This window comes from Salinivibrio sp. AR640 (assembly GCF_001995405.1).
In the GTDB taxonomy this organism is placed as follows: Bacteria; Pseudomonadota; Gammaproteobacteria; order Enterobacterales; family Vibrionaceae; genus Salinivibrio; species Salinivibrio costicola.
Window position 1 is genome coordinate 1 of sequence record NZ_MUFD01000024.1, and the last position, 26,854, is coordinate 26,854.

The following is a 26,854-nucleotide window of genomic DNA, read 5'->3' on the forward strand; positions in this document are numbered from 1 at the left end:
TATCACTGTTAAACCTCCTATTTATCGAGTAATCGATTACTAAATATTTTATTACATAGCGAATACTACTCTTTTTTCATCTTTATTTAGCCGTTTATTCGACCTGAACAAAAGCTGAATGGTCATTGACTCGAATGAACATATATAAAATAGAGCAAAAATCCTAATTGATTGTTAACTCAATAATAACACTATTGTCATGGCACTGACGCATTGCTAGCATAAATCCACATTCGCACCTCAGTCACCACCACATTTCTTGTGGCGCTAATAATGTTGTGAATGCCAAGGAATAGGCTGTCGCCCGGTATTGAAAAGTATGGACAGATACCGTCACCAGAAAGTAATAGCCAAAAAATTAGCGCCTACTTTTTGGTGAATAATGATAAAGCGGCAGTGCTCGGGAACATATTAAAGAAGGGATACTTTAAAGTGAGCAATACAATCCAAAAAACAGCGCTCGCCGCTGCCATCGCTCTTGCCAGCACAACAAGCTTTGCCGGTGAATTAGGTTCACTGACCAGTGAAGTCAAAGTCAACGACTATGAAAAAGGCCTGACAAAAACAGAAGTCACGATAGGTAAGGGTTCTTACAAATTAAGCGATGATGTCAGCTTTCTTTTTGATGTCGATAAAGACTTTATTGATAGTGAGGGAGCGGCGAGAAAAGAAGGGTGGGACACCCAGTTTGGTTTGGCCCAAGGCATAGGAACTATAGGGGATTTTAATACAACCATGTATTATTTATTCCGCTATGATACCTCATGGAAAGCTAGCGATGAGTCCGATAGTTCGGATACAAAGCAGTACATCATTGCCCCATACTTGAGTAAAGACATCTCCCTTGGTGGCAAAGATTTCTCCTTTGGTATCGAGCTGTGGGCACAATTGGGTAACGACAATGATGAGAGCCTAAAAAATATTAGTGGTGTGGAAACTAACTTCTATCTGTCAGGTGCTCTATCTGAAAACTGGAATCTAGAACTGGCTTGGTATAACTTCGATTACTATGATACGGATGAAGAAGAATATGATTACCAAATTGGTACTGAGAACTATTTAACCTATTCACTCCCGCTCGTCTCAGGTTTCTCATTTAATATTGAGAATTATGTAGAGGCTTACCACACACCAGATTCAGACACCACAATAGCCTATGCACATATCCAGCCTGAATTTGAGTTTAAAAAAGAAGTTAACGAAAACTTCTCTTGGCACGCAGGTGTTTCTTACGAAGCATTTAACTGGGAATTCAAAGATGCTAAAGGAAATAAAGATGATAAAGACATCTTTGACAATAACGAGTTCCAAGCATACCTAGGCTTTACTATTCAATAATCGCACCACACTGCAGGCAAATTCACTGCCTTTTGCCTGCAGTGTTTAAACGGTAACAAGATTAACTCACACGCTTTTGCCATTTATCGATAACCGTGGCGCCAATCAGGTCACCTTGCACGTTGACTGCGGTACGGAACGTATCAAGCGGGCGCTCAATGATCAGCAAGATAGCGATGGCTTCAAGCGGGATCCCCGCTGCCAGCAGCACCAACTGCATCCCAGACATCGAGCCCGATGGCATCCCTGGCGCGCCCACCGACGACACCATCGCCATAATGAAGATCATCACAATACCGGTCGTAGACAAATCAATCCCGAACAATTGCGCAAGGAACACGGCAGCAATCCCTTCAAACAGCGCGGTGCCATCCATGTTCATCACCGCCCCCAAAGGCAATACCATGCTCGCCGTGGATGGGGTGATCTTGAGCTCTTCCTTGGCTGCCTGCATAGATACCGGCAGTGTCGCAGCACTGGATGAAGTGGCAAACGCCATCGCCAGAGGCGCAGAGATCGCACGAAATAAAGCGATAAAACCAACGCCTCCCGCGACACGTGCGATCAGCGGCAATACAATGACGCCATGTACCATCGTCAGAGCAAACACTAAAGCCGCGAAGCTAAACAGCTGACCAAATAAGTCATTGTCGCCTTGATGCGAAAACTGAAAGACAATCGCAAAAACGGCGAAAGGCGCCAGTTTGATGATTCCGGCCACCAGCGTGTTAATACCTTGGTTTAAACCACGAATGGTATCAAATAGCGGATGTTTTTCCGGCAAAGCCACAATCAGTGAAATACCAAACAAAATGGTGAAAACGACAATCGCAAGTAGATTACCACTGCTTAGCGCCTCAACGGGATTCACTAACGCCATGTTAAAAAGCTTGGTGGCAATCGCGCCAGCTCCTGCCGCATCTTGATTGATAAAGCTGATGCTCTCATCCACCGGTGGCGCACTGTTAAGCGTTTGCCACTCTGGCATCAGTAACGCTGCGCCAAGTCCCAGAATAATCGCTATGGTGGTGGTAAAACCGTAGAACAAAAGGGTGGCACCACCGAGACGTTTTAAGCGGACAACGTTGCCAATATTACTGACCCCTTCCAGCAGCGAGAGCAACACCATCACGCCGACGACGGCTTTCAGTAAACCGATATAACTGACTTTGGCCAACATGAGCAATGGATACCAAGTGGTCTGCTCCGCATTTTCTATGGGACCCAATACAGTCCCCACCAGCCAAGCCAGTGCTGCTGCCAATGCAATTTGCAATGGTAAAGAATGTTTAACTTTTTTCCACATCGTCTTTTCCCTCGCTGCAGACGGAGCTACATGCTGATGTTTTGTCTAGTTTGTTGGGGTTTAATGGCGGCAAATCATAGCAAGATGAGGCGGTTAGCTCATGTAAAAGTTATGAACATTCTGGAATATCTAGTAACAAAATCGTTGGTTGGATGCGATTAAAAGCCCGCCAGTGATTGGCGGGCTAGCAGTACACGAATTACTGAGGCTGTTGATTTTGAGGATTGAGTTCAAGGTTGACCGGCGTCTCGAGTGATTGATTGAGTGCTTTTTCCAGCGCCGATACATTCACACCTGGGCTGGCTTCGAGCAACGCGACACCATCCATATAACTCACCAGATCCAGACCATATTGGTCAGCGAGTTGATCCGCTCGTGCTTGACTCGCTTTCACCAAAATAGAACCAGTGACTGTTAATGGTGTGCTCTGAGCAGACAAGGCAACCTTGTCACCGACCATCACCCCCATTTGCTCGCCATTCATATTGCGAGCATTATCGGCCGTATCGACCACAACATAGCGGTCACCATTTAATTCAACCGTAGCGGCATGGACACTCATTGTCAGCCCCATCGCTGCGATTACTGCAATTAACTTTTTCATACTTTTCTCCTATTAACCGCGGTGACCAATAACACGCAGTGACCATTGCATTAGTTTGCCATCAGCGCTGTTATTGGGTAGGGATTTCACTTCCCCTCCCAAGCTGTATTGACGTGTTTCACCATCGGTGTCAGTAACATGTAACGTCCATTGACCCGCTGAACTTTCGCTATTGAATTTATGGCTGAGCATTAAGTGATCGGTAAAACCCTCTGGATAAGTGCTATCCAGCGCATTCGATAACATGCTGTTACGCGGCGACATAAGCACGCTGCGTGTGCCAGATGGCGATTCGAGCTCGATCAACAAATCGGACATACGGCTATGATCAATTGAGCTACGTACTTGCACCGCCTCAATAGTGAGATCATCTGTCACTCGCACGCTATCGGCGGTGGCGGCTACTCCTGCGTCAGCAATCGGTAGCCCTGTGTCACCATTTTGGTTGTGATAAGACCAAGTCCAATCCGTAAACACTTGCTCAGGCAAAGGTTGATACGTCTTTGCCGCCTCAAGCGCCGCATTGACATCAATTAAGCCAAACCCATAGGTTGGGCTATACCAACGATCTGCCGCGTTTTGTTGCCAACCTTCTAGTCCCGTGACAGTGCGAGTCTGCCCTTGTGCCGTTTGGTAGCTTAAGCGTACATCATCACTATTCGTATCCACACGTGTAGCCGTCGTCGCTAACAAATGGCGAATATCACGCTGGGAAAGGTTCGGATAGGCCGACATTAGTAGCGCGAACGCACCCGAGGTGTTTGGTGCAGCCGATGATGTGCCATTCATGACGCTATTAAAGTCACACGTGTTGTCTATTTCCGTGCCACCGTGTAGGTCATGCGAATCATAAGGAATACGATCATTGCGGTTATAGCCCATGGTACAACCGGTCAAATCTGTGGTGATATGTGCGGGTTTATTGGTGCCGTATTCGCCTCCTGGAGCCGTCAAGAATACGTTGCTACCGACAGAAGAATACGACGATCGTTTGCCATCTGCATTCAAGGCACTGACCGTCACATTCCAATAATTTGCGTTGCTGGATGACTGGTTACTGTTTTGCCATGGCAATCCATTATTATTACCCACAGGACCAAATCGCTCTCGGTTAAACGAGGTGCGACTGAAGCCATTTCCCGCTGACTTAACAAATACTGCGCCACGCCCACCAAAAGCTTCCGTGGTCATTGTCTTGTATTGGGCATTTTGGCGACCATCATAGCTCATAGGATCATCACTATAAGGATAGCTGCGCACCCCTGAGCCACCATAGCTTTGATTGAAGACTCGGACATCATCTGAATAACCTTCACGCCCGTGACTGATCTCCCATGCTTTTTGGCTCTGATATGCCAGGTAATTATAGCCTTGTAGATTGGCAAGCGGTGCAACACCCATCCCTCCCAAGCCGTTATCACGCGCCGCCGCGATAATACCGGCCACCGAAGTACCGTGAGCTGTATTTCGATTGCTCCACCCTTCAGGCGTCGGATCGTCATCACGATCAACGAAATCGTAAGATTTTCCTGCACGCATATTCGCCACTAGATCAGGGTGTGCGATCTCTAACCCATCATCAACCACGGCGACATTGACGTTTTGTCCTAAAATCTCTTGTCGATGAGCCCACCAAAGATTTAAGTCATTACCTGGTTGCCCTCCTTCGCGAGCAAATGCATTCTGTCCACTATTTAGCAAATGCCATTGCTCTGCGGTAAAAGGATCGTCGCCCGGTAGACAGCGCTCGGCGCTGGTGCGCCCAATATCGATAGGTTCACTTCCTGTTAACACAATACAGGCTTGTGAGCCTGGTTCCGTCGGTGGCTCAACGGGTTCAGGCACTTTTGCCATCGCCCAAGCCCCAGATGTATGAAAGAGCGCGCCGATAATGAGCGCAAGAGAGCTATGTTTGTGCATTTATCATTCCTTTTTACACTAACGAGAGATGTCTCATTCATGAGATACTCATCATTAGTAAAAAGAAACAAACTCAATAGAAACAGGCTATTAGTATAAACGTGATCTTGTGCCTAATTTTTAGAGCAAGTAATCTAATTCGTTGAACAAGGCCAGCAAAATTAACGTTTACGTTACATTCATATTCAAGGCGTGTGATGTAAAAGAATCCCTGAGCCTATGCCCAACCATAAATCTATTGATGCTGCCCCATCCACCATCGTAACCACTTCGGCAATTTTTGCTGTTTGACTAAACGTATTATCTGCTTTTCGCGTAATATAAAGGCGAACAAGGAGCGATAATGAACTGGATTGAAACACATGAAGCGGGATTTCGACTTGGTCTATTCGTGCTCGTACTCGTGATCATGCTGGTCGCCGAGTGGCAATGGCCCAAACGTCAGTTAACCCGTACTCGACGTGAACGCTGGCGGGGCAATATTGCGCTCACCGCATTTAATACGCTAACGCTTCGACTACTGGCACCGCTTTCAGCCGTTGGTGTTGCCAGCCTTGTCGATGAATCAGGGTGGGGACTGCTTAATCAGCTCTCTTTGCCGCTTTGGGCAACGGTCGTCCTCACGCTAATTGTCATGGATTTGGCGATTTGGTATCAACACAAGCTGTTCCATGAGCTCCCTTGGTTATGGCGATTGCACTTAGTTCATCATGCCGACATGGATATTGATGTCACCACTGGCGCGCGCTTTCACACCGTCGAAATCTGGCTTTCAATGGCGATAAAATGTGCACTGGTAGCCTTATTAGGTGCCCCTGTTTTAGGCGTGATTCTGTTTGAAACCGTATTAAGCAGCATGGCGATGTTTAACCACAGCAACGTCCGTTTACCGCTGCCTCTCGATGACTGGCTGCGCCGTATCGTCGTCACGCCCGACATGCATCGCGTTCATCATTCCACTCGTTTTCATGAGTGCAATGCCAACTATGGCTTTAATTTGTCTTGCTGGGATCGCTGGTTTAATACCTATGTTGCTCAGCCTCGCAAAGGGCATCAGGGAATGCGAATTGGCTTAAATGAAGTGGCGCAAGCCAATGATGCGAGTCGCATAACAGGCATGCTGCGCTTACCTTTACGCTGGCGTATACTGCAGCGCGCCTACCAACATGATAAGGAGCGCTAGGGCGTATGACCCACGTAATCGTCACCTCACAAAACCCTGCCAAAATTTCTGCCGTTAAAGCAGCATTTTATGACGTTTTTCCCAATACCGACTTCACGTTTACCGGCGTGTCCGTACCCAGTGATGTCGCCGACCAACCCATGACAGAGAAAGAAACCTATTCAGGCGCATGCAATCGGGTTCGGCATGCACAAGGACGTTATCAAGGCGATTATTATGTGGGGATAGAAGCCGGCTTGGATGGCCAACATACCTTTGCTTGGATGATCATAGCAAAAGACGACGCGCACGGCGAAGCACGCTCAGCGTCACTTCCCCTTCCACCAGACGCGCTCAAGGCATTGCATCAAGGCGAGGAGCTCGGTGATGTGATGGATCGAATGTTTAGCCAACAAAATGTAAAACAAAAAGGGGGCGCCATCGGTATGCTTACCGGACACCGATTAACGCGATCAAGCGTGTATCATCAAGCTTTGATCATGGCACTGATCCCGTTTATGCATCCACACCTTTATCGCTAAAAACCCAGCGCTAAAAACCCAGCACTAAAAACGGAGCCCGTGGGCTCCGTTTTTGTTTGATAGACAGGGGATCAAGAGCGGGTTTGCTCCGCCTCGCGCTTGAGCAAGTCGGCGAGCCAAATTTTGGTATCCTCATCCATCCGCTTTAATTCGTTAGAGCCTCGGGTCACGGTCGCGATCCCTACCCCAAGTAACTGACTGAGCTGGCGCTGACTCATTCTGCCTTCTAATAATTCGTGCAAGATATTGATCCGAGCGACCAGAGTATCTCGCTCATCAGGCGTCAGTAGTGCTGTCAGTAATGCATCATCGTTATCGTCTTTTCCTGCTAAACGCACTAAAGAAATAACATCTTGCCAACCAGAGAATGCAGGCGATTGCGACATGGTTTCCTCTCGCTCTTTACGTGATGACAGCAATGATAACATCAATAGCGCTGAGCCAGCTCGTGCGCACTTAAAAATTGCACCGGCTCACCTAACAGCTGACGATAATAAATGTCGAACATCAAGACGTTCTGCACATAATGGCGCGTTTCGTAAAACGGAATCGACTCAATAAAAGCAATCGCATCCATATGACCTTGCGATCGTTCCAACCAACGCGACACACGATGCGGGCCGGCGTTATAGGCCGCGAATGCCAAGATACGATTACTGTCGAAACGATCTAACATCATTTTTAAGTAACCGCTGCCAAGACGAATATTAACGCCCGGATCACTCAAGCTAGCAGGGCCTTGATAATCAAATCCCAACTGACGAGAGGTTTCGCGTGCCGTGCCTGGCATTAATTGCATCAAGCCTCTTGCACCCACATGGGACACTGCGCGGGTAAAAAAGGCGCTCTCTTGACGCGATAAGGCCATCAGTGTGGTTTTGTCTACGCCACGCTCGCGGCTGAAAAACTCAAACCACCACTGGTGTGCTAACGGGAAGCGGAGTGACAAATGGTCCCACATTTTTCCCGCAATCGTGGCTTGAACCGCGAAGTGGTACCAATGTTTTTTATTGGCATAGGCCGCCAGTAAGGCAATCTGCTCATCACTAGCACGTTGTAATACATAATACCATTCACGCTTAGCCGCATAGATTTTATCGAGCGCGATAAGCTCATTCACTCTTGCCAATACATCATTGATCGGCATTAACCCTGCTTCTTTCAGGACTGCTGTGCGTGAGGGTATTGAAATCGGTTTATCTAAATGCTGCGCCGCTGCCACGCTATAGAAATTACGCTCACCAAGCATGGAAGCAAATGCTTGATTTGCTGACGCACTATCACCAAGCTCTAGCTTGATTCTCGCCTGCCAATACCGCCACTTTAAAGACTGCTGAGCCGCTTCGCTGAGCAATGCGCGCCACTGATCCAGCGCGTGCCAGTCACCCTCGATAAGTGCAAGGCGAAACCGTCTTTCCAATAAACCATCATCATGACTCTGACGCAGCATACGATCTCGCCAGCCAGCCAATGCAGGCTCGTCATCATTCATTAATTGACCAATCAAGTAATCGGCAATGTCTTGTCGCTCTCGTTTATCGTAATGCTGGCCCTCGACCGTGCGACGAAAGTGGCGAATGGCTTGCGCTTCATCCTTGCGAGCCAAACGCTCAAACGCCAAGCGAGTCAGTTTTTGATTAAACGGCGTCACATAACTGCGCTTCGAAAAGTCGGCCACGTTCTCAGGTTGGTCATATAAGTCCAACACCTGCTTGCCAACCGCACGATCCGCCTCGGGTAACTGGCGTAACAAATAACGCATCAAACTGCGGTTGCGCGCATCGAATGTTAGAAGCATACGCTGCAATATCAAGTCACCGGTCAGCAGCCCTTGTTCCGATAAAAAATCGAATAAGTCATTGCAACTGCTATCCACGGATTGACCCGACAAATAGAGCGATTTGGCGCCACTGCGCGCTAAAGCCTGATTCCCCGCTTGACTGTGCGCATAATAATATTGGCACTGATAACGATCACTCCGTGGCACATCAGACTGGAACGCGATCAATGTCTTCCAATCTCCTCTGTCCGCCAACAGGGTGAGATAATCCGCACGCAAACTATTCGCGAATGGCATGGTGCTATAACGCTGAATAAAGTTAGTGACCGCGTGGTGAGGCTTTTTAGAAAGATTACGAGTGAAATCACGATAATCGAGATACGGATACAAAGGATAATCACGCAGTTGTGCTTTTAAGCGCTGAAACTGATGCAAATCGCCGCTTTCAATCGCATCGATTGCCGCTTCATACTGGCGCTGGTGCGGTGTCATTTGACGACTATCAGGGCTGGCGGAAGCCTCAACCATCGGGACTGATAAGCTGGAAATCAACACGAACCCTGACACCCATACAGGAAAGAAGGCACGGGCGTGACGAAAAGTCGCTCGATATGCTGACTTGATTGGCCCGGATAATGCGATGAATCGTTCCATGTCAAAGATCGCTCCTATTGTATGCAACACCGACTGTGTAACACCGAGTAGACAACAGCTCCGCCCGCAAATTCCCTGTAGGTGGTAAGCGTTGTTTGTCGGCACGTCTCGCCATATTAATGACCGAATATGACAATCACTGTTAAACTTGGCAAAGTTAACGTTAGAATAGCGTTTTTTATACCACAACGATTAACGTGAGCAGAAATGGCTGAGTACGTATATACCATGTCGCAGGTGAGCAAGATCGTGCCACCTAAGCGTCAAATTCTTAAAGATATTTCTTTGTGTTTCTTCCCAGGCGCCAAAATTGGGGTGTTGGGTCTCAACGGTGCCGGTAAATCGAGCCTGTTGCGCATTATGGCCGGTATCGATACCGAGATTGAGGGCGAAGCCCGTGTGCAACCCGGGATCAAGATCGGGTATCTCCCGCAAGAGCCGAAGCTGGATGAAGAAAAGACAGTCCGGGAAACCGTTGAAGAAGCGGTCGGTGACGTCAAAGATGCATTAACGCGTCTCGATGGTGTCTATGCCGCTTACGCTGATCCAGATGCCGACTTCGATGCCTTAGCGCAAGAGCAAGGTGAACTCGAAGCACTGATCCAAGCTAAAGACGGGCATAACCTCGATAATACGTTGGAGCGTGCAGCAGATGCACTGCGTTTGCCCGAGTGGGATGCGCAAATCAAGCACCTTTCTGGGGGCGAGCGTCGTCGTGTTGCTATTTGCCGTTTGCTACTCGAAAAGCCCGACATGCTGCTGCTTGATGAGCCAACTAACCACCTAGACGCTGAATCCGTTGCATGGCTTGAGCGTTTCTTAGTCGACTACTCTGGTACCGTCGTTGCTATTACGCACGACCGTTACTTCCTCGACAATGCAGCGGGCTGGATTCTTGAGCTTGACCGTGGTGAAGGTATTCCGTGGGAAGGCAACTACTCATCTTGGCTCGAACAAAAAGATGTACGGTTAAAGCAAGAAGCGTCGCAAGAAAAAGCGCGTCAGAAAACCATTGAGAAAGAGCTTGAGTGGGTTCGCCAGAATCCAAAAGGCCGTCAGGCGAAATCAAAAGCCCGTATGGCCCGCTTTGAAGAGCTCAACACCACGGACTATCAACGCCGTAACGAGACCAACGAGCTGTTTATCCCACCAGGTCCACGTCTGGGTGAAAAAGTCATTGAGGTCAATAATCTGACCAAGTCGTTTGGTGATCGCATCTTGATCGATGACTTATCCTTTAGCGTGCCCAAAGGGGCAATTGTCGGTATTGTTGGTCCGAACGGCGCGGGTAAATCAACCCTATTTAAGATGCTCAGTGGCACAGAAACCCCAGATAGCGGCACCGTTGAAGTAGGCGATACCGTACAACTGGCCTCGGTCGATCAGTTCCGAGACAGTATGGACGATAATAACACCGTCTATGATGAGATCTCCGAAGGGGCGGACATCATTCGCATCAATAACTTTGAGTTACCGGCACGCGCTTATGTGTCACGGTTTAACTTTAAAGGCAGTGACCAACAAAAACGCATTGGTGATTTGTCAGGCGGTGAGCGTAACCGCGTCCACCTCGCCAAATTGCTAAAAGCTGGCGGTAACGTGTTGCTCCTTGACGAACCGACTAACGACTTGGACGTGGAAACGCTCCGTGCACTTGAAGAGGCACTCTTAGAGTTCCCAGGCTGTGCCATGGTGATCTCGCACGACCGCTGGTTCCTTGACCGTGTCGCGACCCATATTCTTGACTATCGAGATGAAGGCCAAGTGAACTTCTTTGAAGGTAACTTTGCTGAATACACCGATTGGTTGAAAAAAACACTGGGTGCACAAGCGGCGGAGCCGCACCGGATCAAGTACAAGCGTGCAGTCAAATAATGACGCATACCACGGTAAGGGCAGCGACGGCTGCCCTTTACCTTCCCACTCTTCATCTTCTCACTCGTCATCTCGATAAACCGTATTGCCGCCTGTACTTAGCTCAGCAGAACCACGAAAACGTTTTAAATGTGAGACAAACCACTAAATCAGTATTGTGATTGCCCCATATCACCTACACTAGAGACAGTGAATGAGGAGATGTCATCATGACAGAGCGTAGAAAATTTTCCCGCGTCATGTATCGTGTGCCGGCAATACTCAAACAAAACGAGCAGCAGTGGCACGCACAGGTACTGGATCTATCTCTCAAAGGCGTGTTGCTCAGCCGTCCTGAGAACTGGCAAGCTGATCCCGAACATAACGCGTTTCTACTGGTGTTTTACCTCCATGACTCGGATGTAGAATTAGACATGGACTGCATTCTGGTAAATAACTGCGAAAATTATCTCCATCTTTACATCGATCACATTGACATTGATAGCGCCAGTCATTTAAAAAGGCTCGTTGAACTGAACGTGGGTAACGATGAACTGCTTCATCGCGAGCTTGCGCAATTGACTGACCACATGGCGGAACCGAACGCTTAATCCGCACGGTCATGGACGGTATTTAATGCAGGCCAGCAGTAACCAGTCATGACAGACCATATCCATATTGCCGTAACGCACCCGAACGGGGTGAAACACTATACCCTCTGCCCGACCCGTAAAAAGGTCGTGCAAACCCTTGCATTAGTGATACTCGCGGCTCTCACCATCACCTTTGCTAGCCTGTACCTGCTTTCTGAGCGTTCGACCGAGGCCGAAGCGGCTGTTGAACGATTACGCCAAGAGCGCGCGACCTTAAATAACGAGGTGGCGATGTTGCAACAAAAACGTGATGCGCTGTCACAAACCATCGAGAACAAAGATGTTGAACTCACCGCCCTGACACAACGCGTGGTCACGGTTGAAGATATGCTCGGGCTAGAATCAGTGGCCAAAGACGCCTCGCTCACTCACCGTCTCGATGTCGCAGCGATTAACTCAGCGGTGCGTTACACCATGCTCCAGCTAATCCCGAATGGTAAACCGCTTGAAAGCTACCGACGCTCCTCGGGATATGGCTCACGAACTCACCCTGTGACAGGAAAAGAAAAATTCCATATGGGCTTAGATTTGACCTCAGACGTCGGCACGCCGGTGTATGCCCCCGCGGATGGCGTCGTCGAATATGTCCGTCCCAGCCGCCGCAAAGGCTATGGTAACTTCATCAAAATCGACCACGCCTTTGGCTTTATGACACTCTATGCCCATTTGGATAAATTCAATGTCCGGAGCGGGCAATTTGTGAAAAAAGGGGATTTAATTGCATGGTCGGGTAATACCGGATTATCAACTGGCCCGCATTTGCATTATGAAGTGCGCTTTTTGGGCCGCGCTCTTGACCCACGTCGCTTTATAAAATGGAGCACTGAAGAGTTCGATTCCTTACTCGAAAACGAAAAACGCGTGAGCTGGGGACATTTGGTCGCAGTGGTTGAAAACTTGGTCCAGACCCAGGTCCAAGTCGCCAATATGCCCGCCCCTAACCCACCGCTGAGCACCGCACAACAGCGTGACGCAGAGGATGATCGCGCCCCGGCTAATGCCGCTATGTAGCTCAAGCAACCGCCGCTATAACTCTTCTAATACTGCCAACGCATCTGATAATTTGCTCACACCGTACACGGTCATGCCTTCAAGCGTCTGTTTGGGCATATTGGCTTTAGGGACAACCGCTTTTTTAAAGCCATGTTTAGCCGCTTCCATTAACCGCTCTTGCCCACTGGGTACCGGGCGAATTTCACCGGCCAAGCCGACTTCGCCAAACACGACTAATTCTCTTGGCAAAGGCCGGTCTCTAAAGCTTGAGATCAACGCAAGCAACAAGGCCAGATCCGCGCTGGTCTCAGTCACTTTGACGCCACCAACCACATTCACAAACACATCTTGATCAGACATTTGCAGCCCGCCGTGCTTGTGTAACACCGCCAATAACAGCGCTAGACGATTTTGCTCTAACCCCACAGCCACCCGACGGGGATTAGCCAATTGCGAATAATCCACTAACGCCTGTATTTCGACCAATAATGGGCGCGTGCCTTCCCAGACGACCATGACCGAACTGCCAGAAGTTTGCTCCTCACCACGGGAGAGAAAAATCGCCGACGGATTACTCACTTCCTTCAATCCCTGACCTGTCATAGCAAACACGCCCAGCTCATTCACCGCCCCAAAACGGTTTTTGTGGCTGCGTAAAGTGCGAAAGCGACTATCGCTCGATCCATCCAATAACACCGAGCAGTCGATACAATGCTCAAGCACTTTCGGGCCTGCCAGTGAACCATCTTTGGTCACATGTCCGACCATAAAAATGGCCACATTGTTTTGTTTGGCGTAACGGGTTAAGGCGGCAGCAGATTCACGGACTTGTGCCACGCTCCCAGGCGCCGATTGCACATCGGCGACATGCATCACCTGGATGGAGTCGATCACCATGATCTTAGGCTGTTCTTTTTTCGCAACCTGACAAATGGTTTCAACGCCCGTTTCAGACAATAACTTAAGCTTATCTTTGGGTAACCCGAGTCGGTCAGCCCGCATCGCGACTTGTTGGAGCGATTCTTCCCCGGTGATATACAGTGTCGGAAAGTGGTGTGCTAAGCCCACCATGGTTTGCAATAGTAAGGTACTTTTACCCGCGCCTGGGTTACCACCGATAAGAATCGCCGCCCCCGGCACAATGCCACCACCGAGTACCCGATCAAGCTCTTTAAAACCGCTGCTCAGACGCGGTACTTCTTGCAAGTTAATATCTTGTAAGGTTTGTACGACACCCTCGGCACTGCCAGTATAACCGGCGTATTTTTCATTGCGTGCGACTTGAGGTGAAGCCGCTAACCTCACTTCGGTAATCGTGTTCCACGCCCCGCATGCAGAACACTGCCCTTGCCAACGCGGAAAATCTGCCCCACAGTCATTACACACGTAGGCTCGTTTTGTTTTTGCCATTCGCTCTCCAATACGTATGATGTCAGCTAATTCACAAAATGATTGCTATCTTATTCATTATCCCGACACTTTTCAGAGAAGATGCCGTTAACAAAGTAAGCGATTACTTTACCAGACTTTGCCATGAAGCAGGATGATTACCAGGGACTGATTGAGCAACTGCTTCCTCTGTCCCAAACCCCAAAATTTGAGGTGTTGCTCGATAAGCTCACGGCTAACGAGCCCAACTCCGCAAAGCTGCTGATCAAAATGGAGATCAGACGGCTGATGACCCCATGCAATCGCGCCATCGACTTACGCGGGAAAGTGGATGGCGAATGCCACGAATACAGCCTGCACGGTCAAAAGCACTGGCTCGATGATGTGGCGATTAACCGCTACTACGATCGCCTCCCTATGTATAACGGCCAACTCACCCAAGGATTATGGGAAGATTTGCATAACACACCGAATAACTTTCGGGTGAAGCACGAAAAAGAGAAACAGCGCCAACAGCAAGGAAAAGGGCCGGTCAGCGATGCGTCACAGTCGGCACTCTTACCCGAAAAGCTGACATTTGGTCATTACTTATCACGCAGTGAAAGCCGCATTCATTTTGCTACACAAGTCTTAATTACGCTCAACACTGGCCATGAAGTGCATGGAGTGACCAGTGATTTATCGAACTCGGGCTGTCGGGTTCGTGTGCCTGCTGCGTTCGATTATCCACCGAGCTCAGAGGTGGTGGTTCGCTTTACCACTCTCGCACAAACATACCCGGACCCCGATCTTGAACAGGGGTTGAGTTATCGGATTATCGGCGTCGATGACAACAAAGACTCGACCAGCAATGTCTGGCTACGGTTGCGGCTAGACACGAGCAGTGACGCGATAAAACAAGCATTAGAAGCAGAAATGACCGCGCCAGATTTTCGCGGCAAGCAAGATGGCGAAGACAAACTGCTCACGTTAAAACTGCAAAGTTACGAGCAATCTTTTTTGCATCATACCAGTGTGTTACCGCTCTATTTCGCACAAGATAAAATGGAATATGTGCTACAAACGCGACAGAATCAGGAGCTATGGGCCTACTGGCACGATAACCGTAATCAACCCGTGATCAATCATCTGTTTAACACTGAACGGTTATCACTGCTCCAACTCGACGGTGCCTCCACCAGCCAGCTGTTGCTGTACTGCTTTTCTGTTGAAAAAAACAAACAGCGTTTTTTCTACTCCGCCTCCCCCAGTGAAATGAGCGAAGAAGAGCGCCAGCTTTTTTGGCACCTGGGAGCCAAGCGCGCCTCATGGCGCGTGTTTAAAGTGACGATGTCTGCCATTAATGCGACAGATATTGAACGACTCCAAGATGTGTCACCCGATTGGCTTAACACCCTCAAAACGCTGACCCATGTTGCGCTGGTACAAGATGTCACTCATGCCGACGGAAGACGCAGTTACCTTGAACACCCAAAACCTCAATGCTCTAGCCAGGTCCTGCGACGCTTTTTACACCAGCGCAACCCCGTTTGCCGTGCACAGCTCATCTCATCCGATCGCCAGCCACAACGACGGGAGCCCCGATACGCTTATCGATCGGAAGTATCAATGGTTCACGCTGAACAAGGGCCTCTTAAAGGTCAGCTGATTGACTTTTCCTCTGGGGGACTCAATGTGACGCTGAAGCAACCGTTTCAAGGGGCAAGAGATGATATTGTCTCGGTATCGCTCGATGCATTTGTCAATATTGACCCGCGCGCTCCCTTGGTCGATATGCCGTATCAAGTGATTCGAGTGAGTCCGAAAAGAGACAATATTCAGCTAAAACTGACCACCGAGTCACCGAATACCCGGCGCCGACAATACTTACGCCGATTGATTGAACATAATCAGGATAAGTTAACGGTACTCGATGAACGCTTACCCGATCCGCCTCTGGTTTGGGCCATGCACCAGCTGTTGCTGACGCGTTTGACCGTACAGCCCTATTTTGTCCAACGAGATAATGGCGCTTTGTCGGTGTCTGCTGTTGGGATCAACTTACCACCGAGCCGCTTACACCGTTTTCTCGAACGGGCGGGTGGCGGACGTCAATTATCTTTTTATCCGGTTTTCGGCGACAAAATTTTAACGCGAACCCATGAAGTCACTCGCCCATCGCAACCGCTCAATGAATTAGTCCGTGAGTACTTTGTGTGGATAGATATCCAAGCCGACAAAGTGCGAGCGGTACATACCTTTGCCGATAGCGAGTTTGAATCGGACGATGCACGCCGTAAATTCGTTCAGTTGGCACAAAAAGGCGGCACGTTTGCCGTGATACGCAATCGCATGACGCCTCTGACTCACGCAGAGCAAGACATTGAGCCATCACAATTATCGGCGCTACTCAAGCGTGACACCCATAAAGCACGCCAACTCGAAGACGAATTTATCTCGCTGTGTGCGTACGGTGAATTAGTGGATGTCACCGACGAAGTATTGATGCGCTTGGGCCGTTAACGGGGTTGCCAGCTAATTTTCCCCGCTCGCAAGCTCGCAGAGAGCACGCAGAGCACGCCCCCAAGCCAACAATGTTTCACTGCGGTTTGTGCTCGAGCATTCACGGTTGGCTTGGCGTGATAGGCAATGCCGAGTCCAGCCGCCTCCATCATCGCCAGATCATTGGCGCCATCCCCGACCGCTAAGGTATTCTCAGGATCAATATCGTACTGCTGCGCCAGTGTGGTTAAAATATCCGCTTTACGCTGGGCATCAACAACAGCCCCTACCACGTCGCCAGTCAATTTCCCCTCGTCAACGCCAAGCTGGTTTGATTCGGCATAATCTAGCCCTAACTGATGCTGAAGGTGATCAGAAAAGTGAGTGAAGCCGCCAGACGCGATTGCCACGTACCAGCCGTGTGCTTTTAAGCTTGCGACTAACGCCGCCATTTCTGGCATTAACGGTAAATGCGCTTTCACCTCATCAAGAACAGCAATATCTGTACCTTTAAGCGCAGCCACACGTTGGCGCAGGCTCGCCTCAAAATCAAGCTCTCCGAGCATCGCCCGCTCTGTCACCGCCGAGACCGCCTCACCTACACCTGCAAGCGCGGCAATTTGATCAATACATTCAACCTCAATGGCTGTTGAGTCCATATCAAACACAGCCAATCCAGGTTTACTTAAATCTGGCAATGCGTGTAGATCTGCACAATCTAATCCGAGAGCATCAATCACGGTTCGGTGATTGGGCGTGAGCTCACCACTCATTAATAAAACCTGATACGGGCCGACACACCACGCATCCATGACGTCGACTACGTGGCCGGTAAAAAAAGCAATATTGTCTAAATGATCAACGCTGATCGTCTCAGCGAAGAGAATCCAGCCACCGTTTCGGCGACGATAGGGAAGCGTGCGGGTAACAGTGGGAAAGCGACGATACAGTCCGGATGCGCGGTAAATTGCCAAGGGCTTAGCCTTATCCATGGTCAGTATTTTCCTTTTCAGCTCTCAAGCAGAGCCTCGTCAATAAAACAATCGAGATGAGGCTGTGATACCATAAAAAGTGTACTCAGCTCCAGTGCTAATTACGCCGTCAAGACGGCTTTGAGGTAGGTATGTTTTCAATTTCGCGCAAAGCGCTACGGCGAACCACTCGGTGGGGAATTCTGATCAGTGCATTCAGTGCCATTGCGGCGTTAATGCTCTATAGTACGACCTTAAGCCAACGCCAGTATCAAGCGCTTTATCAGCAAACCGATCAGCTCGCCCAGTTAATGACACGTCAAATCGGCGCGCAAGCCTATGATGCATTGGTCGACAAAAATTACCAGCCACTGCAAACCCTCGCCGACCAGCTAGCGACCGAGCCTTTGATTCGCGATGCCAGCTTTTATCAACTTAACGGGCGCCCCGTTGTCCGCTCTACCCATGCGTTGCCGCTTGAAACCGCCGTGGGCCTCACCACGCCGCTTGGACTCGAAAGCGAAGGACGACAGCAATTAATGACGCCCATTAGCCGTGATGGCGATATTATCGGCTTTTTACGCCTCACGCTTGAACACCAATCGGTGATTGATCATGCCAAACAACAGATCCAATCGACCATTACTGAGCTTCGTGCCCTACTGGGACTGGCGCTGTTTCTCGGCGCGCTATTGATGGCCATGCTACTACGGCGCGACAACCGATCACGCATACTGCCTTGGTAACGCCATCATAGTGTCGGCAATCTAATCAGTTAGATAGGCAACAAAAAAAGAGATGGCATGCTGCCATCTCTTTTTATTGCGATCACTCGGAGACGATTACAAGAATGACTTGCCGTAATCCATTGGTGAGGTATCAAAATAATGTGCCAACGATTGGCCAATATCCGCAAATGTTTCGCGGCGACCTAGCGAGCCGGCTGGCACTTTTTTACCATAGACCAATGCCGGGATGTGCTCACGAGTATGATCCGTACCTGGCCAGGTTGGATCACAGCCGTGGTCTGCAGTCAGTAGCAGCACATCATCGTCTTCCAACATCGCCATAATTTCAGGCAAGCGGCGGTCGAAATACTCGAGTGCAGCTGCATAGCCGGCAACATTACGACGGTGACCATACGCGGAATCAAAGTCGACAAAATTAGTAAAGACTAAACTGTTGTCGCCCGCTTCTTTGATCGCATCTTTAGTGGCATCAAACAGCGCTTCAAGGCCAGTTGCTTTGATTTTCTTGGTGATCCCGCAGTGAGCATAAATATCAGCAATCTTACCAATAGAAATGACATCACCGCCTTTCTCATCGACAATTTTTTGCAGTACGGTGGCTGACGGTGGCTCAACCGATAAATCACGGCGGTTACCGGTACGCTCGAACTGGCCTTTACCTGGACCAACAAACGGGCGCGCAATCACACGGCCAATGTTGTAGTCTTCCAGCTCTTCACGCACGATCTGGCAAAGATCATACAGATTGTCTAGCCCAAAGGTGTCTTCGTGGCAGGCAATCTGGAACACAGAGTCTGCCGAGGTATAGAAGATCGGTTTCCCGGTTTTCATGTGCTCTTCACCAAGATCGTCGAGCACCTGCGTTCCCGATGCATGGCAGTTACCGATATAACCCGGTAGCCCTGCACGCTCAACAATGCGGTCAAGCAGTACTTCTGGGAAGCTATTGGTCAAATCAGAAAAATACCCCCACTCAAACAAGACAGGCACACCGGCAATTTCCCAGTGGCCAGATGGGGTATCTTTCCCTGACGACAGCTCTTTGGCATGCGCATAAGCACCAATGATCTCGGCGTGAGGATCCAGTCCTTCAGGGAAATAATCTGATGATTCTTCACAGGCTTTGCCGAGTCCAAGTTTGGTCATGTTAGGCAAAGACAGTGGACCTTTGCGATCGGCGTTGTCGGCTTCACCTTTTGCGCACGCTTGTGCGATGTGGCCAAGGGTGTTAGCGCCTTGGTCACCAAATTTTACGGCGTCTTCAGTGGCGCCAATACCAAATGAGTCTAAAACTAATACAATTGCGCGTTTCATGATCGCCTCCATTAGACGTCTTGTAAGCTGATACGACGATATACGTCCGGCGTAGAATTGGGTGCCTCATCAGCTACTTTTACTGCGGTTCGCACCGCATTGGCCGCTTGTTGCCATTGCTCTTCAGTTTGAGCGTGGAGCATGGCGAGCGGTGTTTGCTCATCCACGTTTTGCCCCAGACGAATCATTTCGTTCAACCCAACGGCATAATCAATTTTATCGCTGGCAACCCGACGGCCGCCACCTATTTCTATAATAGCCATGCCCAATCCCCGCGTATCCATCGCGTTGACCGTTCCAGCACGGTCGGCATAGACAGGCTTAATGACTGACGCTTTGGCCAGGTATTGATCCGGCGACTCGACAAAGTCAGAGGGACCACCTAGGCCTGCGACCATTTTGGCAAAACACTCGGCAGCACGACCGCTATCCAATGCGTGATCCAATTTTTGTTTCGCTTGCGTCACATCTGACGCTAGTCCGCTCACCACCAGCATATCCGCACACAGTGCCATGGTCACATTGTACAGGCGAGGGTTGCGGTAACGACCGGTCAAAAAGTCGACCGCTTCTTTCACTTCCAATGCATTTCCCGCCGACGATGCCAACACTTGGTTCATATCAGTGAGCAACGCACTGGTTTTGGTGCCGGCGCCATTGGCCACGCCCACAATCGATTTCGCCAGCGCCTCTGAATCTTGATACGTGGGCATAAACGCCCCCGATCCTACTTTGACATCCATGACCAAAGCATCGAGACCTGCCGCGAGCTTTTTCGACAAGATTGACGCCGTGATCAATGAGATATTGTCAACGGTGGCGGTGACATCTCGGGTGGCATACACACGTTTATCGGCCGGTGCCAAAGAGCCAGTTTGGCCAATGATCGCTACGCCAGCATCACGTGTGACATCACCAAACACCTGGTTGCTTGGCATGATGTTATAACCGGGAATAGACTCCAGTTTATCAAGTGTGCCGCCGGTATGGCCTAAGCCACGGCCTGAAATCATCGGCACATAACCGCCGCATGCCGCCACCATTGGGCCCAGCATTAACGAGGTCACATCACCAACGCCCCCTGTCGAGTGCTTATCCACGATTGGGCCATCAAAATGCATGTGTGACCAATCGATGGTCATACCGGAATCGCGCATCGCACAGGTCAGAGCCACACGTTCATCCATGGTCATATCATTGAAGTAAATCGCCATCGCAAATGCAGCAATTTGGCCTTCCGACACCGAGTCATTCGCAACACCCTGGATGAACGAATAAATTTCTTCTTTGCTTAACGCGATGTTGTCGCGCTTCTTACGAATAATTTCCTGAGGTAAGATCATGCATCCTCCTTACCAGCACAATACGTGAGCGACCGAGTACACGATCCTCGCTCGCCCTACCGTTTGGGTGAGTGGCAACTTACTTAATAGCCACCTTCAGCCGCTTTTTCGCCTTCACCCAAGGTGTGGAGTAAGTTCGCCAACAAGCTAGATGCGCCAAAACGATAGTGGCGGTTATCGGCCCATTGGTCGCCGAGAATGCGATCGGCCATAGCCAGGTATTGCTGCGCATCTTCTGCGGTGCGCACGCCACCGGCTGGCTTAAAGCCAACACGTGCTGCAACGCCTTTGTCTTTGATTACATTCAGCATGATCTCAGCGGCTTCAGGCGTGGCATTGACAGCCACTTTACCGGTAGAGGTTTTGATAAAATCTGCCCCCGCCTCAATGGCAATCTCCGAGGCGCGCTTGATCAACGCCTCAGTTTTAAGTTCACCGGTTTCGATGATCACTTTAAGCAACACCTTGTCACCACATGCCGCTTTACACTGTTTCACCAGCTCAGCGCCAGTACTTTCGTCACCAGCAATCAGCGCACGGTATGGAAAAACAACGTCCACTTCATCGGCGCCATAGGCAACGGCAGCTTTGGTTTCTGCTACCGCAATATCAATGTCATCATTGCCATGGGGGAAATTAGTCACGGTCGCGATACGGACATCTGGCGTGCCTTGTTCGCGTAATGTTTTTTTCGCAATCGGAATAAAGCGCGGATAAATGCAGACAGCAGCCGTATTACCAACAGCCGTTTTCGCGTTCTGACACAGGGTGATCACTTTTTCATCGGTGTCATCATCATTCAGCGTGGTCAGATCCATTAATTTGAGTGCGCGTAGGGCCGCGGTATGTAATTCGTTCATTGGATATCTCCAGTCCTCATTCTTTTGCCAAACAGGTATTGGGTTGGCCACTGTGTTGGCAACCGTCACTTGTAGCCGGTTGCTGCTCAGCGGACTTGGCTCCATGAAGTTTGAGGCTGGACCTTGCGCCGCCTTCAACCAACCATCCTTGTTGCCGCGTGCAAACACATTTGTGTTCGCAGTTCTACCATTGGACGTTTTCGATTGGGGCTAGCCACACCTTTGTTGCTAACCATAAGAGGAAAATAAAGATTGTGGCGCCACCAAACTTTGACGGCCTTCACTTATTTTACCAACGCCGTTTCGGCAAAACTAGTTTTTACCGTTTCTGTTGGAAAATACAGTGTTGCTTGGCAGAATCAATACGGGTTAGCTGAAAAACCGTTCGATAATCCACTGGTAGCCGATCCCACCTAAGTAGACACCAACAATCCCCATCACACCCGACAAAACCGGTGGCGCGGGGATAGGTAACTTGATCGCACTAAACAAAACACCGACTAAAAACCCGGCTACTACCGCAAGGAGCACTTCCTGCATCGTTTTTCCTTATTTTGTTAACTAGCTTCACTTTATTTATCGGATACTCCCTGAGTATACACCCTATAAAAAAAACGCCACACAGATTCACTGTGTGGCGTTTTAATCGGTTTATACTTAGTCCGTAATTAGCTGAGTCAGTAATTAGCTGAGTCAGTAATTAGCTGATTAACCTGCGAGGGTTAAGGTCACAAATAGACCCGCAATCGTTGCCGCCATCAAGTTAGACAAGGTACCTGCAACCACCGCTTTGACACCAAAGCGTGCAATCTCTGGGCGACGGCTAGGCGCCAAACCACCGAGACCGCCAAGCAAAATGGCCACCGATGACAAGTTAGCAAAACCACACAGTGCGAATGAGATAATCGCTTTGGTTTTCTCCGTCATCTCAACACCCGTTGCCGCAACAACTTGTGCGTTATCACCAAGATATTGGGTGAAGTTGAGGTAAGCGACAAATTCGTTGACGACGATCTTCTGACCGATGAAAGAGCCGGCAACCACTGCTTCTTCCCATGGCACACCGATAAGGAACGCAAATGGAGCAAATAAGTAACCCAGGATCATCTCAAGTGTGATGTCTGGATAACCAAACCAACCGCCGATACCACCCAGCATACCGTTGATAAGAGCAATCAAACCGATAAAGGCAAGTAGCATTGCACCCACGTTCAGGGCCAGTTGCATACCTGAAGAGGCACCACCAGCAGCGGCATCGATGACGTTAGCTGGCTTTTCAACGCCTTCTGCGGTGGCATCGGCCATTTGTTCAACTGGCTCTTCAGTTTCTGGCTTGATGATTTTAGCAAACAACAGACCACCAGGCGCCGCCATAAATGAAGCGGCAATCAAGTACTCGAGGGGAACACCCATTGACGCATAACCGGCCAATACACCACCGGCGACAGAGGCAAGACCACCACACATCACGGCAAACAGCTCTGATTGGGTCATGCGCGGGACAAAGGGACGAATCACGAGAGGCGCTTCTGTTTGACCCACGAAGATGTTCGCAGTCGCAGACATGGATTCGGCACGCGAGGTACCCAAGGCCTTTTGCAAACCACCACCGAGTACGTTAATCACAACCTGCATAATACCCAGGTAGTAAAGCACACTGATCAGTGATGAGAAGAATACGATAACAGGCAGAACTTTCAGTGCGAAGACGAAACCGCCACCGCCGAACAGTTCAAACATTTTGTCAGAAACCAGTCCACCAAAGATGAAGCTGATCCCTTCGTCACCATATGCGATGACGTTGGCAACGTATTGTGATGCGCCGTAAAGAATGTCACGACCTACGTCGACATACAGTACGAAAGCACCGAAAAAGAGTTGGATAGCAAATGCGCCACCCACGGTACGGAGGTTAATGGCTTTGCGATTATCAGAAAGGAGAACAGCTATTCCTAGCAGTACAACCATCCCGATTACGCTCATCAGCAGGCTCATAGTATTGGCATCCTCAAAGTAAAAAGTTGGCGTCTCGACAGAGTGGAATTTGGCTTCCGGGGAGGGATTATACGCAGAGCAGTCACATTAAAGTAATATTCCAATCACAGTTCGCTGTAAAACTATTTTGCAATGCATCAATAAGTATGACTTTGATCTAGTTTTGTGAGCTTATGCAACCGCAAACGTTTGTCTCACGCACGTTCGCGCTTAGTGAAAGCCAAACATTCTTTCAGCATTGCCTGATGTTTCGGCCACCAGGTGATCTCTATCACAGCTTTTTAACGCGGCGACCACATCGACCACCCGAGATACCTGGGCGGGTGTGTTGGGTTTTCCTTGATATCCCGCAAGCGGCATGTCAGGAGCATCGGTTTCCAAGAGCAAATGGTTGAGCGGTAAGCGCGCGATAGCTTGACGCGTTTTATTCGCCCGCTCATAGGTGACGGTGCCCCCCACGCCGAGCATTAGCCCAGCATCAATAAATTGTTTGCCTTGTTGCTCACTGCCGCTAAACGCATGCAGCACACCGCGCACGCCAGGATACGCTTTCACCAGACGCAGCAGGTCGTTATGAGATTGACGGCTATGCAAAATAATGGGTAAGTCATAACGGCGGGCAAGCCATAACTGACTATCAAGTAAGGCGTGCTGACGCTGCTTCATCTCTGGAGTGTGCGCGACAAAATAATCCAGACCGGCTTCGCCGACCGCCACGCAGGACAATGGCCGTGATACCAGCGCGTCTTCTAATGCGGCGAGGCTGTTGTCTGTGTGCGTATCGAGAAAACATGGATGTAACCCCAAGCCAGCATACATCTCAGAAAAACGTTCCGTCAGCGCTAATACCGCCGGCCAGTTTTGTTCATTGACACTCGGTACCACCATGCGCGTGACGCCCACCTCACGCGCCGCTTGCCAGTACTGACCCGGCGCCTGATTAAAAGGGGAGAAATCGAAGTGACAATGGGTATCAATCATGCTTTAACCGCCAAAACCACCTTCATCATCGCTGTCCTCTCGAGAGTAGAATGCCGTCTATATAGACGGCATTATAGAAGGTTTACCCCTCATTCACAGTGGGACAAGACACTTTGCCTACCTCACTGCGATGTCTTTGACATAAGCCAAGATCACTTAGTGCTCACGGGTGGCTCTGAGATCAATGTCTGGAAAACGCTCTTGCGTCAGGTTGAGGTTGACCATCGTCGGCGCGATATAGGTCAGGTTATCGCCGCCATCCAGCGCGAGATTAGCTTGATTTTTGCGCTGGAACTCATCCAGCTTCTTCTCATCCTTGCACTCAACCCAACGCGCAGTGGCGACATTGATCGGCTCGTAGAGTGCGTCAACGTTATACTCGGCTTTCAAGCGCGCCACCACCATATCAAACTGCAGGACACCGACCGCGCCAACAATTAGATCGTTCGACTGCATCGGGCGGAATACCTGTACCGCGCCCTCTTCAGATAACTGAATGAGGCCTTTCAATAGTTGCTTTTGACGCAATGGATCTTTGAGACGAATGCGACGGAATAGCTCAGGCGCAAAGTTCGGGATCCCGGCAAATTTAAGATCTTCTCCTTGGGTAAAGGTATCGCCAATCTGAATGGTGCCATGGTTATGCAGGCCAATAATATCGCCGGCAAACGCATCTTCAGCCCGTGACCGATCCCCTGCCATAAAGGTCACCGCATCAGAAATATTGATTTGTTTGCCTAAACGTACATGGCGCAGCTTCATTCCCTGCTGATACTTACCGGAGACAATACGCATAAAGGCAATACGGTCACGGTGACGTGGATCCATATTGGCTTGGATTTTAAACACAAAGCCTGAGAATTTATCTTCATCGGCACTCACTTCACGATCATGAGTTGACCGCGCCATCGGCTTAGGCGCCCACTCGGTCAAGCCGTCCAACATATGATCCACACCGAAGTTACCCAGTGCGGTACCAAAGAATACCGGCGTCAGCTCACCGCTTAAGAACAGCTCACGATCAAATTCATGCGAGGCTCCCATCACCAACTCCAGCTCGTCACGCAAATCTTGCGCGATGTCAGCGCCAATTGCGTCATCCAGCTCAGGGTTGTCCAAGCCCTTGATGATACGGGCATCCTGGATTTTATGCCCCTGACCAGACTGATAGAGAATGCTTTCATCACGGTGAATGTGATAAACACCTTGGAAGCCTTTGCCGCAGCCAATTGGCCATGATACTGGCGCACAGGCAATATTGAGCTCACTTTCGACTTCATCAAGCAGCTCCATCGGATCGCGAATATCTCGATCCAATTTGTTCATAAAGGTGATGATCGGCGTATCACGAAGGCGAGTCACTTCCATCAGCTTACGGGTCCGGTCCTCAACCCCTTTCGCGGCATCAATGACCATCAAACAAGAGTCAACCGCTGTCAATGTTCGATAGGTATCCTCCGAGAAATCCTCGTGCCCTGGGGTATCAAGCAGGTTTACCAAGCAGTCGTTGTAAGGAAATTGCATCACCGAGGTGGTCACCGAGATCCCACGCTCTTTTTCCATGTCCATCCAATCTGACTTGGCATGCTGGTTAGAGCCGCGCCCTTTGACCGTGCCGGCTGTTTGAATCGCACGTCCAAACAACAGCACTTTTTCAGTAATGGTAGTTTTACCCGCATCCGGGTGCGAGATAATCGCAAAGGTGCGTCGTTTATCAACTTCCTGTTGCAGCGGTGTATTTGACATAGCAGGTTATCTTCTTGTTTGATTCAGGCGGCAATCGAGCGCCAACTGAGGAGGTAAATCACAAAGGTGGCGTATTTTCGCTGATCTTGTAGCCAGCTTCAATTCACAAATCTGACTTGGCACGGTTATCTGCACACGTTAGGGTCAAGTTTGCTTGCCAAACCCATCACAAATGTCGTCAATTGACGGCCCCGTGGTGTCGTTATTGGTGAAGCACGT

At 49.6% G+C, this 26,854-nt stretch carries 22 protein-coding genes; 8 read left to right on the forward strand and 14 right to left on the reverse strand.

All coding sequences use genetic code 11. From position 1 onward, the window contains the following. The first annotated feature begins 432 nt into the window (after positions 1-432). Positions 433-1,338, forward strand: a complete 906-nt coding sequence (locus BZG75_RS11850) for a hypothetical protein (protein WP_077577094.1) — start codon at positions 433-435, stop codon at positions 1,336-1,338. A gap of 61 nt (positions 1,339-1,399) precedes the next feature. Here the strand turns inward: BZG75_RS11850 and BZG75_RS11855 are convergent, their stop codons facing one another. The 3 genes from BZG75_RS11855 to BZG75_RS11865 all read right to left on the reverse strand — a co-directional run bounded on the left by BZG75_RS11855 (position 1,400) and on the right by BZG75_RS11865 (position 5,168). Continuing rightward, positions 1,400-2,644, reverse strand: coding sequence for a dicarboxylate/amino acid:cation symporter (locus BZG75_RS11855; RefSeq protein WP_077577096.1), 1,245 nt, complete (start codon positions 2,642-2,644; stop codon positions 1,400-1,402). Positions 2,645-2,843: 199 nt separating this feature from the next. Further along, the gene (locus tag BZG75_RS11860; protein WP_077577098.1) at positions 2,844-3,248 is read right to left on the reverse strand and encodes a hypothetical protein; all 405 of its coding nucleotides are present in this window, start codon (positions 3,246-3,248) and stop codon (positions 2,844-2,846) included. Positions 3,249-3,260: 12 nt separating this feature from the next. Then, complete coding sequence (locus BZG75_RS11865; RefSeq protein ID WP_199878894.1) at positions 3,261-5,168, reverse strand: S8 family serine peptidase; 1,908 nt, start codon at positions 5,166-5,168, stop codon at positions 3,261-3,263. Positions 5,169-5,511: 343 nt separating this feature from the next. Between BZG75_RS11865 and BZG75_RS11870 the strand changes: the two genes are divergently transcribed. Together BZG75_RS11870 and yjjX are read left to right on the forward strand one after the other, a co-directional pair. Continuing rightward, positions 5,512-6,351: a sterol desaturase family protein gene (locus tag BZG75_RS11870; protein ID WP_077577100.1), complete on the forward strand. Its 840-nt coding sequence runs from the start codon at positions 5,512-5,514 to the stop codon at positions 6,349-6,351. Positions 6,352-6,356: 5 nt separating this feature from the next. After that, a complete protein-coding gene (gene yjjX / locus BZG75_RS11875; protein WP_077461829.1) occupies positions 6,357-6,872 on the forward strand; it encodes an inosine/xanthosine triphosphatase in 516 nt (171 codons plus the stop codon). A gap of 71 nt (positions 6,873-6,943) precedes the next feature. On the opposite strand, the gene trpR is transcribed toward yjjX, so the two are convergent. Both trpR and sltY read right to left on the reverse strand, forming a co-directional pair. Next, positions 6,944-7,258, reverse strand: a complete 315-nt coding sequence (gene trpR, locus BZG75_RS11880) for a trp operon repressor (protein ID WP_025744414.1) — start codon at positions 7,256-7,258, stop codon at positions 6,944-6,946. 41 nt (positions 7,259-7,299) lie between these two features. After that, on the reverse strand, positions 7,300-9,306 hold the full coding sequence (gene sltY, locus BZG75_RS11885; protein WP_077577102.1) for a murein transglycosylase: 2,007 nt from the start codon (positions 9,304-9,306) through the stop codon (positions 7,300-7,302). A 207-nt stretch (positions 9,307-9,513) separates the two neighbouring features. Here sltY and ettA point away from each other — a divergent pair, with 207 nt between their 5' ends. The 3 genes from ettA to BZG75_RS11900 all read left to right on the forward strand — a co-directional run bounded on the left by ettA (position 9,514) and on the right by BZG75_RS11900 (position 12,824). Continuing rightward, entirely contained in the window at positions 9,514-11,181 is a 1,668-nt protein-coding gene (ettA, locus tag BZG75_RS11890) for an energy-dependent translational throttle protein EttA (protein ID WP_021023650.1), read from the forward strand. Positions 11,182-11,390: 209 nt separating this feature from the next. Further along, on the forward strand, positions 11,391-11,771 hold the full coding sequence (locus BZG75_RS11895; protein ID WP_021023649.1) for a PilZ domain-containing protein: 381 nt from the start codon (positions 11,391-11,393) through the stop codon (positions 11,769-11,771). Positions 11,772-11,819: 48 nt separating this feature from the next. Then, on the forward strand, positions 11,820-12,824 hold the full coding sequence (locus BZG75_RS11900) for a peptidoglycan DD-metalloendopeptidase family protein (RefSeq protein WP_021023648.1): 1,005 nt from the start codon (positions 11,820-11,822) through the stop codon (positions 12,822-12,824). 15 nt (positions 12,825-12,839) lie between these two features. Here the strand turns inward: BZG75_RS11900 and radA are convergent, their stop codons facing one another. Next, positions 12,840-14,216: a DNA repair protein RadA gene (gene radA, locus BZG75_RS11905; RefSeq protein ID WP_077577104.1), complete on the reverse strand. Its 1,377-nt coding sequence runs from the start codon at positions 14,214-14,216 to the stop codon at positions 12,840-12,842. Between the two features lie 123 nt (positions 14,217-14,339). On the opposite strand from radA, the gene BZG75_RS11910 reads away from it, so the two are divergent. Continuing rightward, complete coding sequence (locus BZG75_RS11910) at positions 14,340-16,697, forward strand: PilZ domain-containing protein (protein WP_077577106.1); 2,358 nt, start codon at positions 14,340-14,342, stop codon at positions 16,695-16,697. Here BZG75_RS11910 and serB read toward each other — a convergent pair. Continuing rightward, positions 16,694-17,668: a phosphoserine phosphatase gene (gene serB / locus BZG75_RS11915; RefSeq protein ID WP_077577108.1), complete on the reverse strand. Its 975-nt coding sequence runs from the start codon at positions 17,666-17,668 to the stop codon at positions 16,694-16,696. The genes BZG75_RS11910 and serB overlap by 4 nt on opposite strands. Positions 17,669-17,799: 131 nt before the next feature. On the opposite strand from serB, the gene BZG75_RS11920 reads away from it, so the two are divergent. Continuing rightward, positions 17,800-18,393 (forward strand): AhpA/YtjB family protein, encoded by a 594-nt coding sequence (locus tag BZG75_RS11920; RefSeq protein ID WP_021023644.1) that lies wholly within the window; start codon positions 17,800-17,802, stop codon positions 18,391-18,393. A 96-nt stretch (positions 18,394-18,489) separates the two neighbouring features. Here BZG75_RS11920 and deoB read toward each other — a convergent pair whose 3' ends face one another. The 7 genes from deoB to prfC form a co-directional block, all read right to left on the reverse strand. Further along, positions 18,490-19,710 carry a phosphopentomutase gene (gene deoB / locus BZG75_RS11925; protein ID WP_077577110.1) on the reverse strand — a complete coding sequence of 407 codons (1,221 nt, stop codon included), beginning with the start codon at positions 19,708-19,710 and terminating at the stop codon, positions 18,490-18,492. Positions 19,711-19,721: 11 nt separating this feature from the next. Further along, positions 19,722-21,053, reverse strand: a complete 1,332-nt coding sequence (gene deoA / locus BZG75_RS11930; RefSeq protein WP_077461823.1) for a thymidine phosphorylase — start codon at positions 21,051-21,053, stop codon at positions 19,722-19,724. 83 nt (positions 21,054-21,136) lie between these two features. Continuing rightward, positions 21,137-21,913 carry a deoxyribose-phosphate aldolase gene (deoC, locus tag BZG75_RS11935; RefSeq protein ID WP_077577113.1) on the reverse strand — a complete coding sequence of 259 codons (777 nt, stop codon included), beginning with the start codon at positions 21,911-21,913 and terminating at the stop codon, positions 21,137-21,139. 369 nt (positions 21,914-22,282) lie between these two features. Beyond that, positions 22,283-22,453 (reverse strand): XapX domain-containing protein, encoded by a 171-nt coding sequence (locus BZG75_RS11940; RefSeq protein ID WP_021023640.1) that lies wholly within the window; start codon positions 22,451-22,453, stop codon positions 22,283-22,285. Between the two features lie 168 nt (positions 22,454-22,621). Next, complete coding sequence (locus BZG75_RS11945) at positions 22,622-23,908, reverse strand: NupC/NupG family nucleoside CNT transporter (protein ID WP_077577115.1); 1,287 nt, start codon at positions 23,906-23,908, stop codon at positions 22,622-22,624. Positions 23,909-24,118: 210 nt separating this feature from the next. Beyond that, entirely contained in the window at positions 24,119-24,889 is a 771-nt protein-coding gene (locus tag BZG75_RS11950) for a TatD family hydrolase (RefSeq protein ID WP_077577117.1), read from the reverse strand. A 156-nt stretch (positions 24,890-25,045) separates the two neighbouring features. Further along, positions 25,046-26,635, reverse strand: coding sequence for a peptide chain release factor 3 (gene prfC, locus BZG75_RS11955; protein WP_021023638.1), 1,590 nt, complete (start codon positions 26,633-26,635; stop codon positions 25,046-25,048). Between the last annotated feature and the right edge of the window lie 219 nt (positions 26,636-26,854).

Bases quoted from the DNA above. Each gene is read 5' to 3' on its own strand.
- BZG75_RS11855 (WP_077577096.1), bottom strand. From the start codon at position 2,644: ATGTGGAAAAAAGTTAAACATTCTTTACCATTGCAAATTGCATTGGCA.
- BZG75_RS11860 (WP_077577098.1), bottom strand. From the start codon at position 3,248: ATGAAAAAGTTAATTGCAGTAATCGCAGCGATGGGGCTGACAATGAGT.
- BZG75_RS11865 (WP_199878894.1), bottom strand. From the start codon at position 5,168: ATGCACAAACATAGCTCTCTTGCGCTCATTATCGGCGCGCTCTTTCAT.
- BZG75_RS11870 (WP_077577100.1), top strand. From the start codon at position 5,512: ATGAACTGGATTGAAACACATGAAGCGGGATTTCGACTTGGTCTATTC.
- yjjX (WP_077461829.1), top strand. From the start codon at position 6,357: ATGACCCACGTAATCGTCACCTCACAAAACCCTGCCAAAATTTCTGCC.
- trpR (WP_025744414.1), bottom strand. From the start codon at position 7,258: ATGTCGCAATCGCCTGCATTCTCTGGTTGGCAAGATGTTATTTCTTTA.
- sltY (WP_077577102.1), bottom strand. From the start codon at position 9,306: ATGGAACGATTCATCGCATTATCCGGGCCAATCAAGTCAGCATATCGA.
- ettA (WP_021023650.1), top strand. From the start codon at position 9,514: ATGGCTGAGTACGTATATACCATGTCGCAGGTGAGCAAGATCGTGCCA.
- BZG75_RS11895 (WP_021023649.1), top strand. From the start codon at position 11,391: ATGACAGAGCGTAGAAAATTTTCCCGCGTCATGTATCGTGTGCCGGCA.
- BZG75_RS11900 (WP_021023648.1), top strand. From the start codon at position 11,820: ATGACAGACCATATCCATATTGCCGTAACGCACCCGAACGGGGTGAAA.
- radA (WP_077577104.1), bottom strand. From the start codon at position 14,216: ATGGCAAAAACAAAACGAGCCTACGTGTGTAATGACTGTGGGGCAGAT.
- BZG75_RS11910 (WP_077577106.1), top strand. From the start codon at position 14,340: ATGAAGCAGGATGATTACCAGGGACTGATTGAGCAACTGCTTCCTCTG.
- serB (WP_077577108.1), bottom strand. From the start codon at position 17,668: ATGGATAAGGCTAAGCCCTTGGCAATTTACCGCGCATCCGGACTGTAT.
- BZG75_RS11920 (WP_021023644.1), top strand. From the start codon at position 17,800: ATGTTTTCAATTTCGCGCAAAGCGCTACGGCGAACCACTCGGTGGGGA.
- deoB (WP_077577110.1), bottom strand. From the start codon at position 19,710: ATGAAACGCGCAATTGTATTAGTTTTAGACTCATTTGGTATTGGCGCC.
- deoA (WP_077461823.1), bottom strand. From the start codon at position 21,053: ATGATCTTACCTCAGGAAATTATTCGTAAGAAGCGCGACAACATCGCG.
- deoC (WP_077577113.1), bottom strand. From the start codon at position 21,913: ATGAACGAATTACATACCGCGGCCCTACGCGCACTCAAATTAATGGAT.
- BZG75_RS11940 (WP_021023640.1), bottom strand. From the start codon at position 22,453: ATGCAGGAAGTGCTCCTTGCGGTAGTAGCCGGGTTTTTAGTCGGTGTT.
- BZG75_RS11945 (WP_077577115.1), bottom strand. From the start codon at position 23,908: ATGAGCCTGCTGATGAGCGTAATCGGGATGGTTGTACTGCTAGGAATA.
- BZG75_RS11950 (WP_077577117.1), bottom strand. From the start codon at position 24,889: ATGATTGATACCCATTGTCACTTCGATTTCTCCCCTTTTAATCAGGCG.
- prfC (WP_021023638.1), bottom strand. From the start codon at position 26,635: ATGTCAAATACACCGCTGCAACAGGAAGTTGATAAACGACGCACCTTT.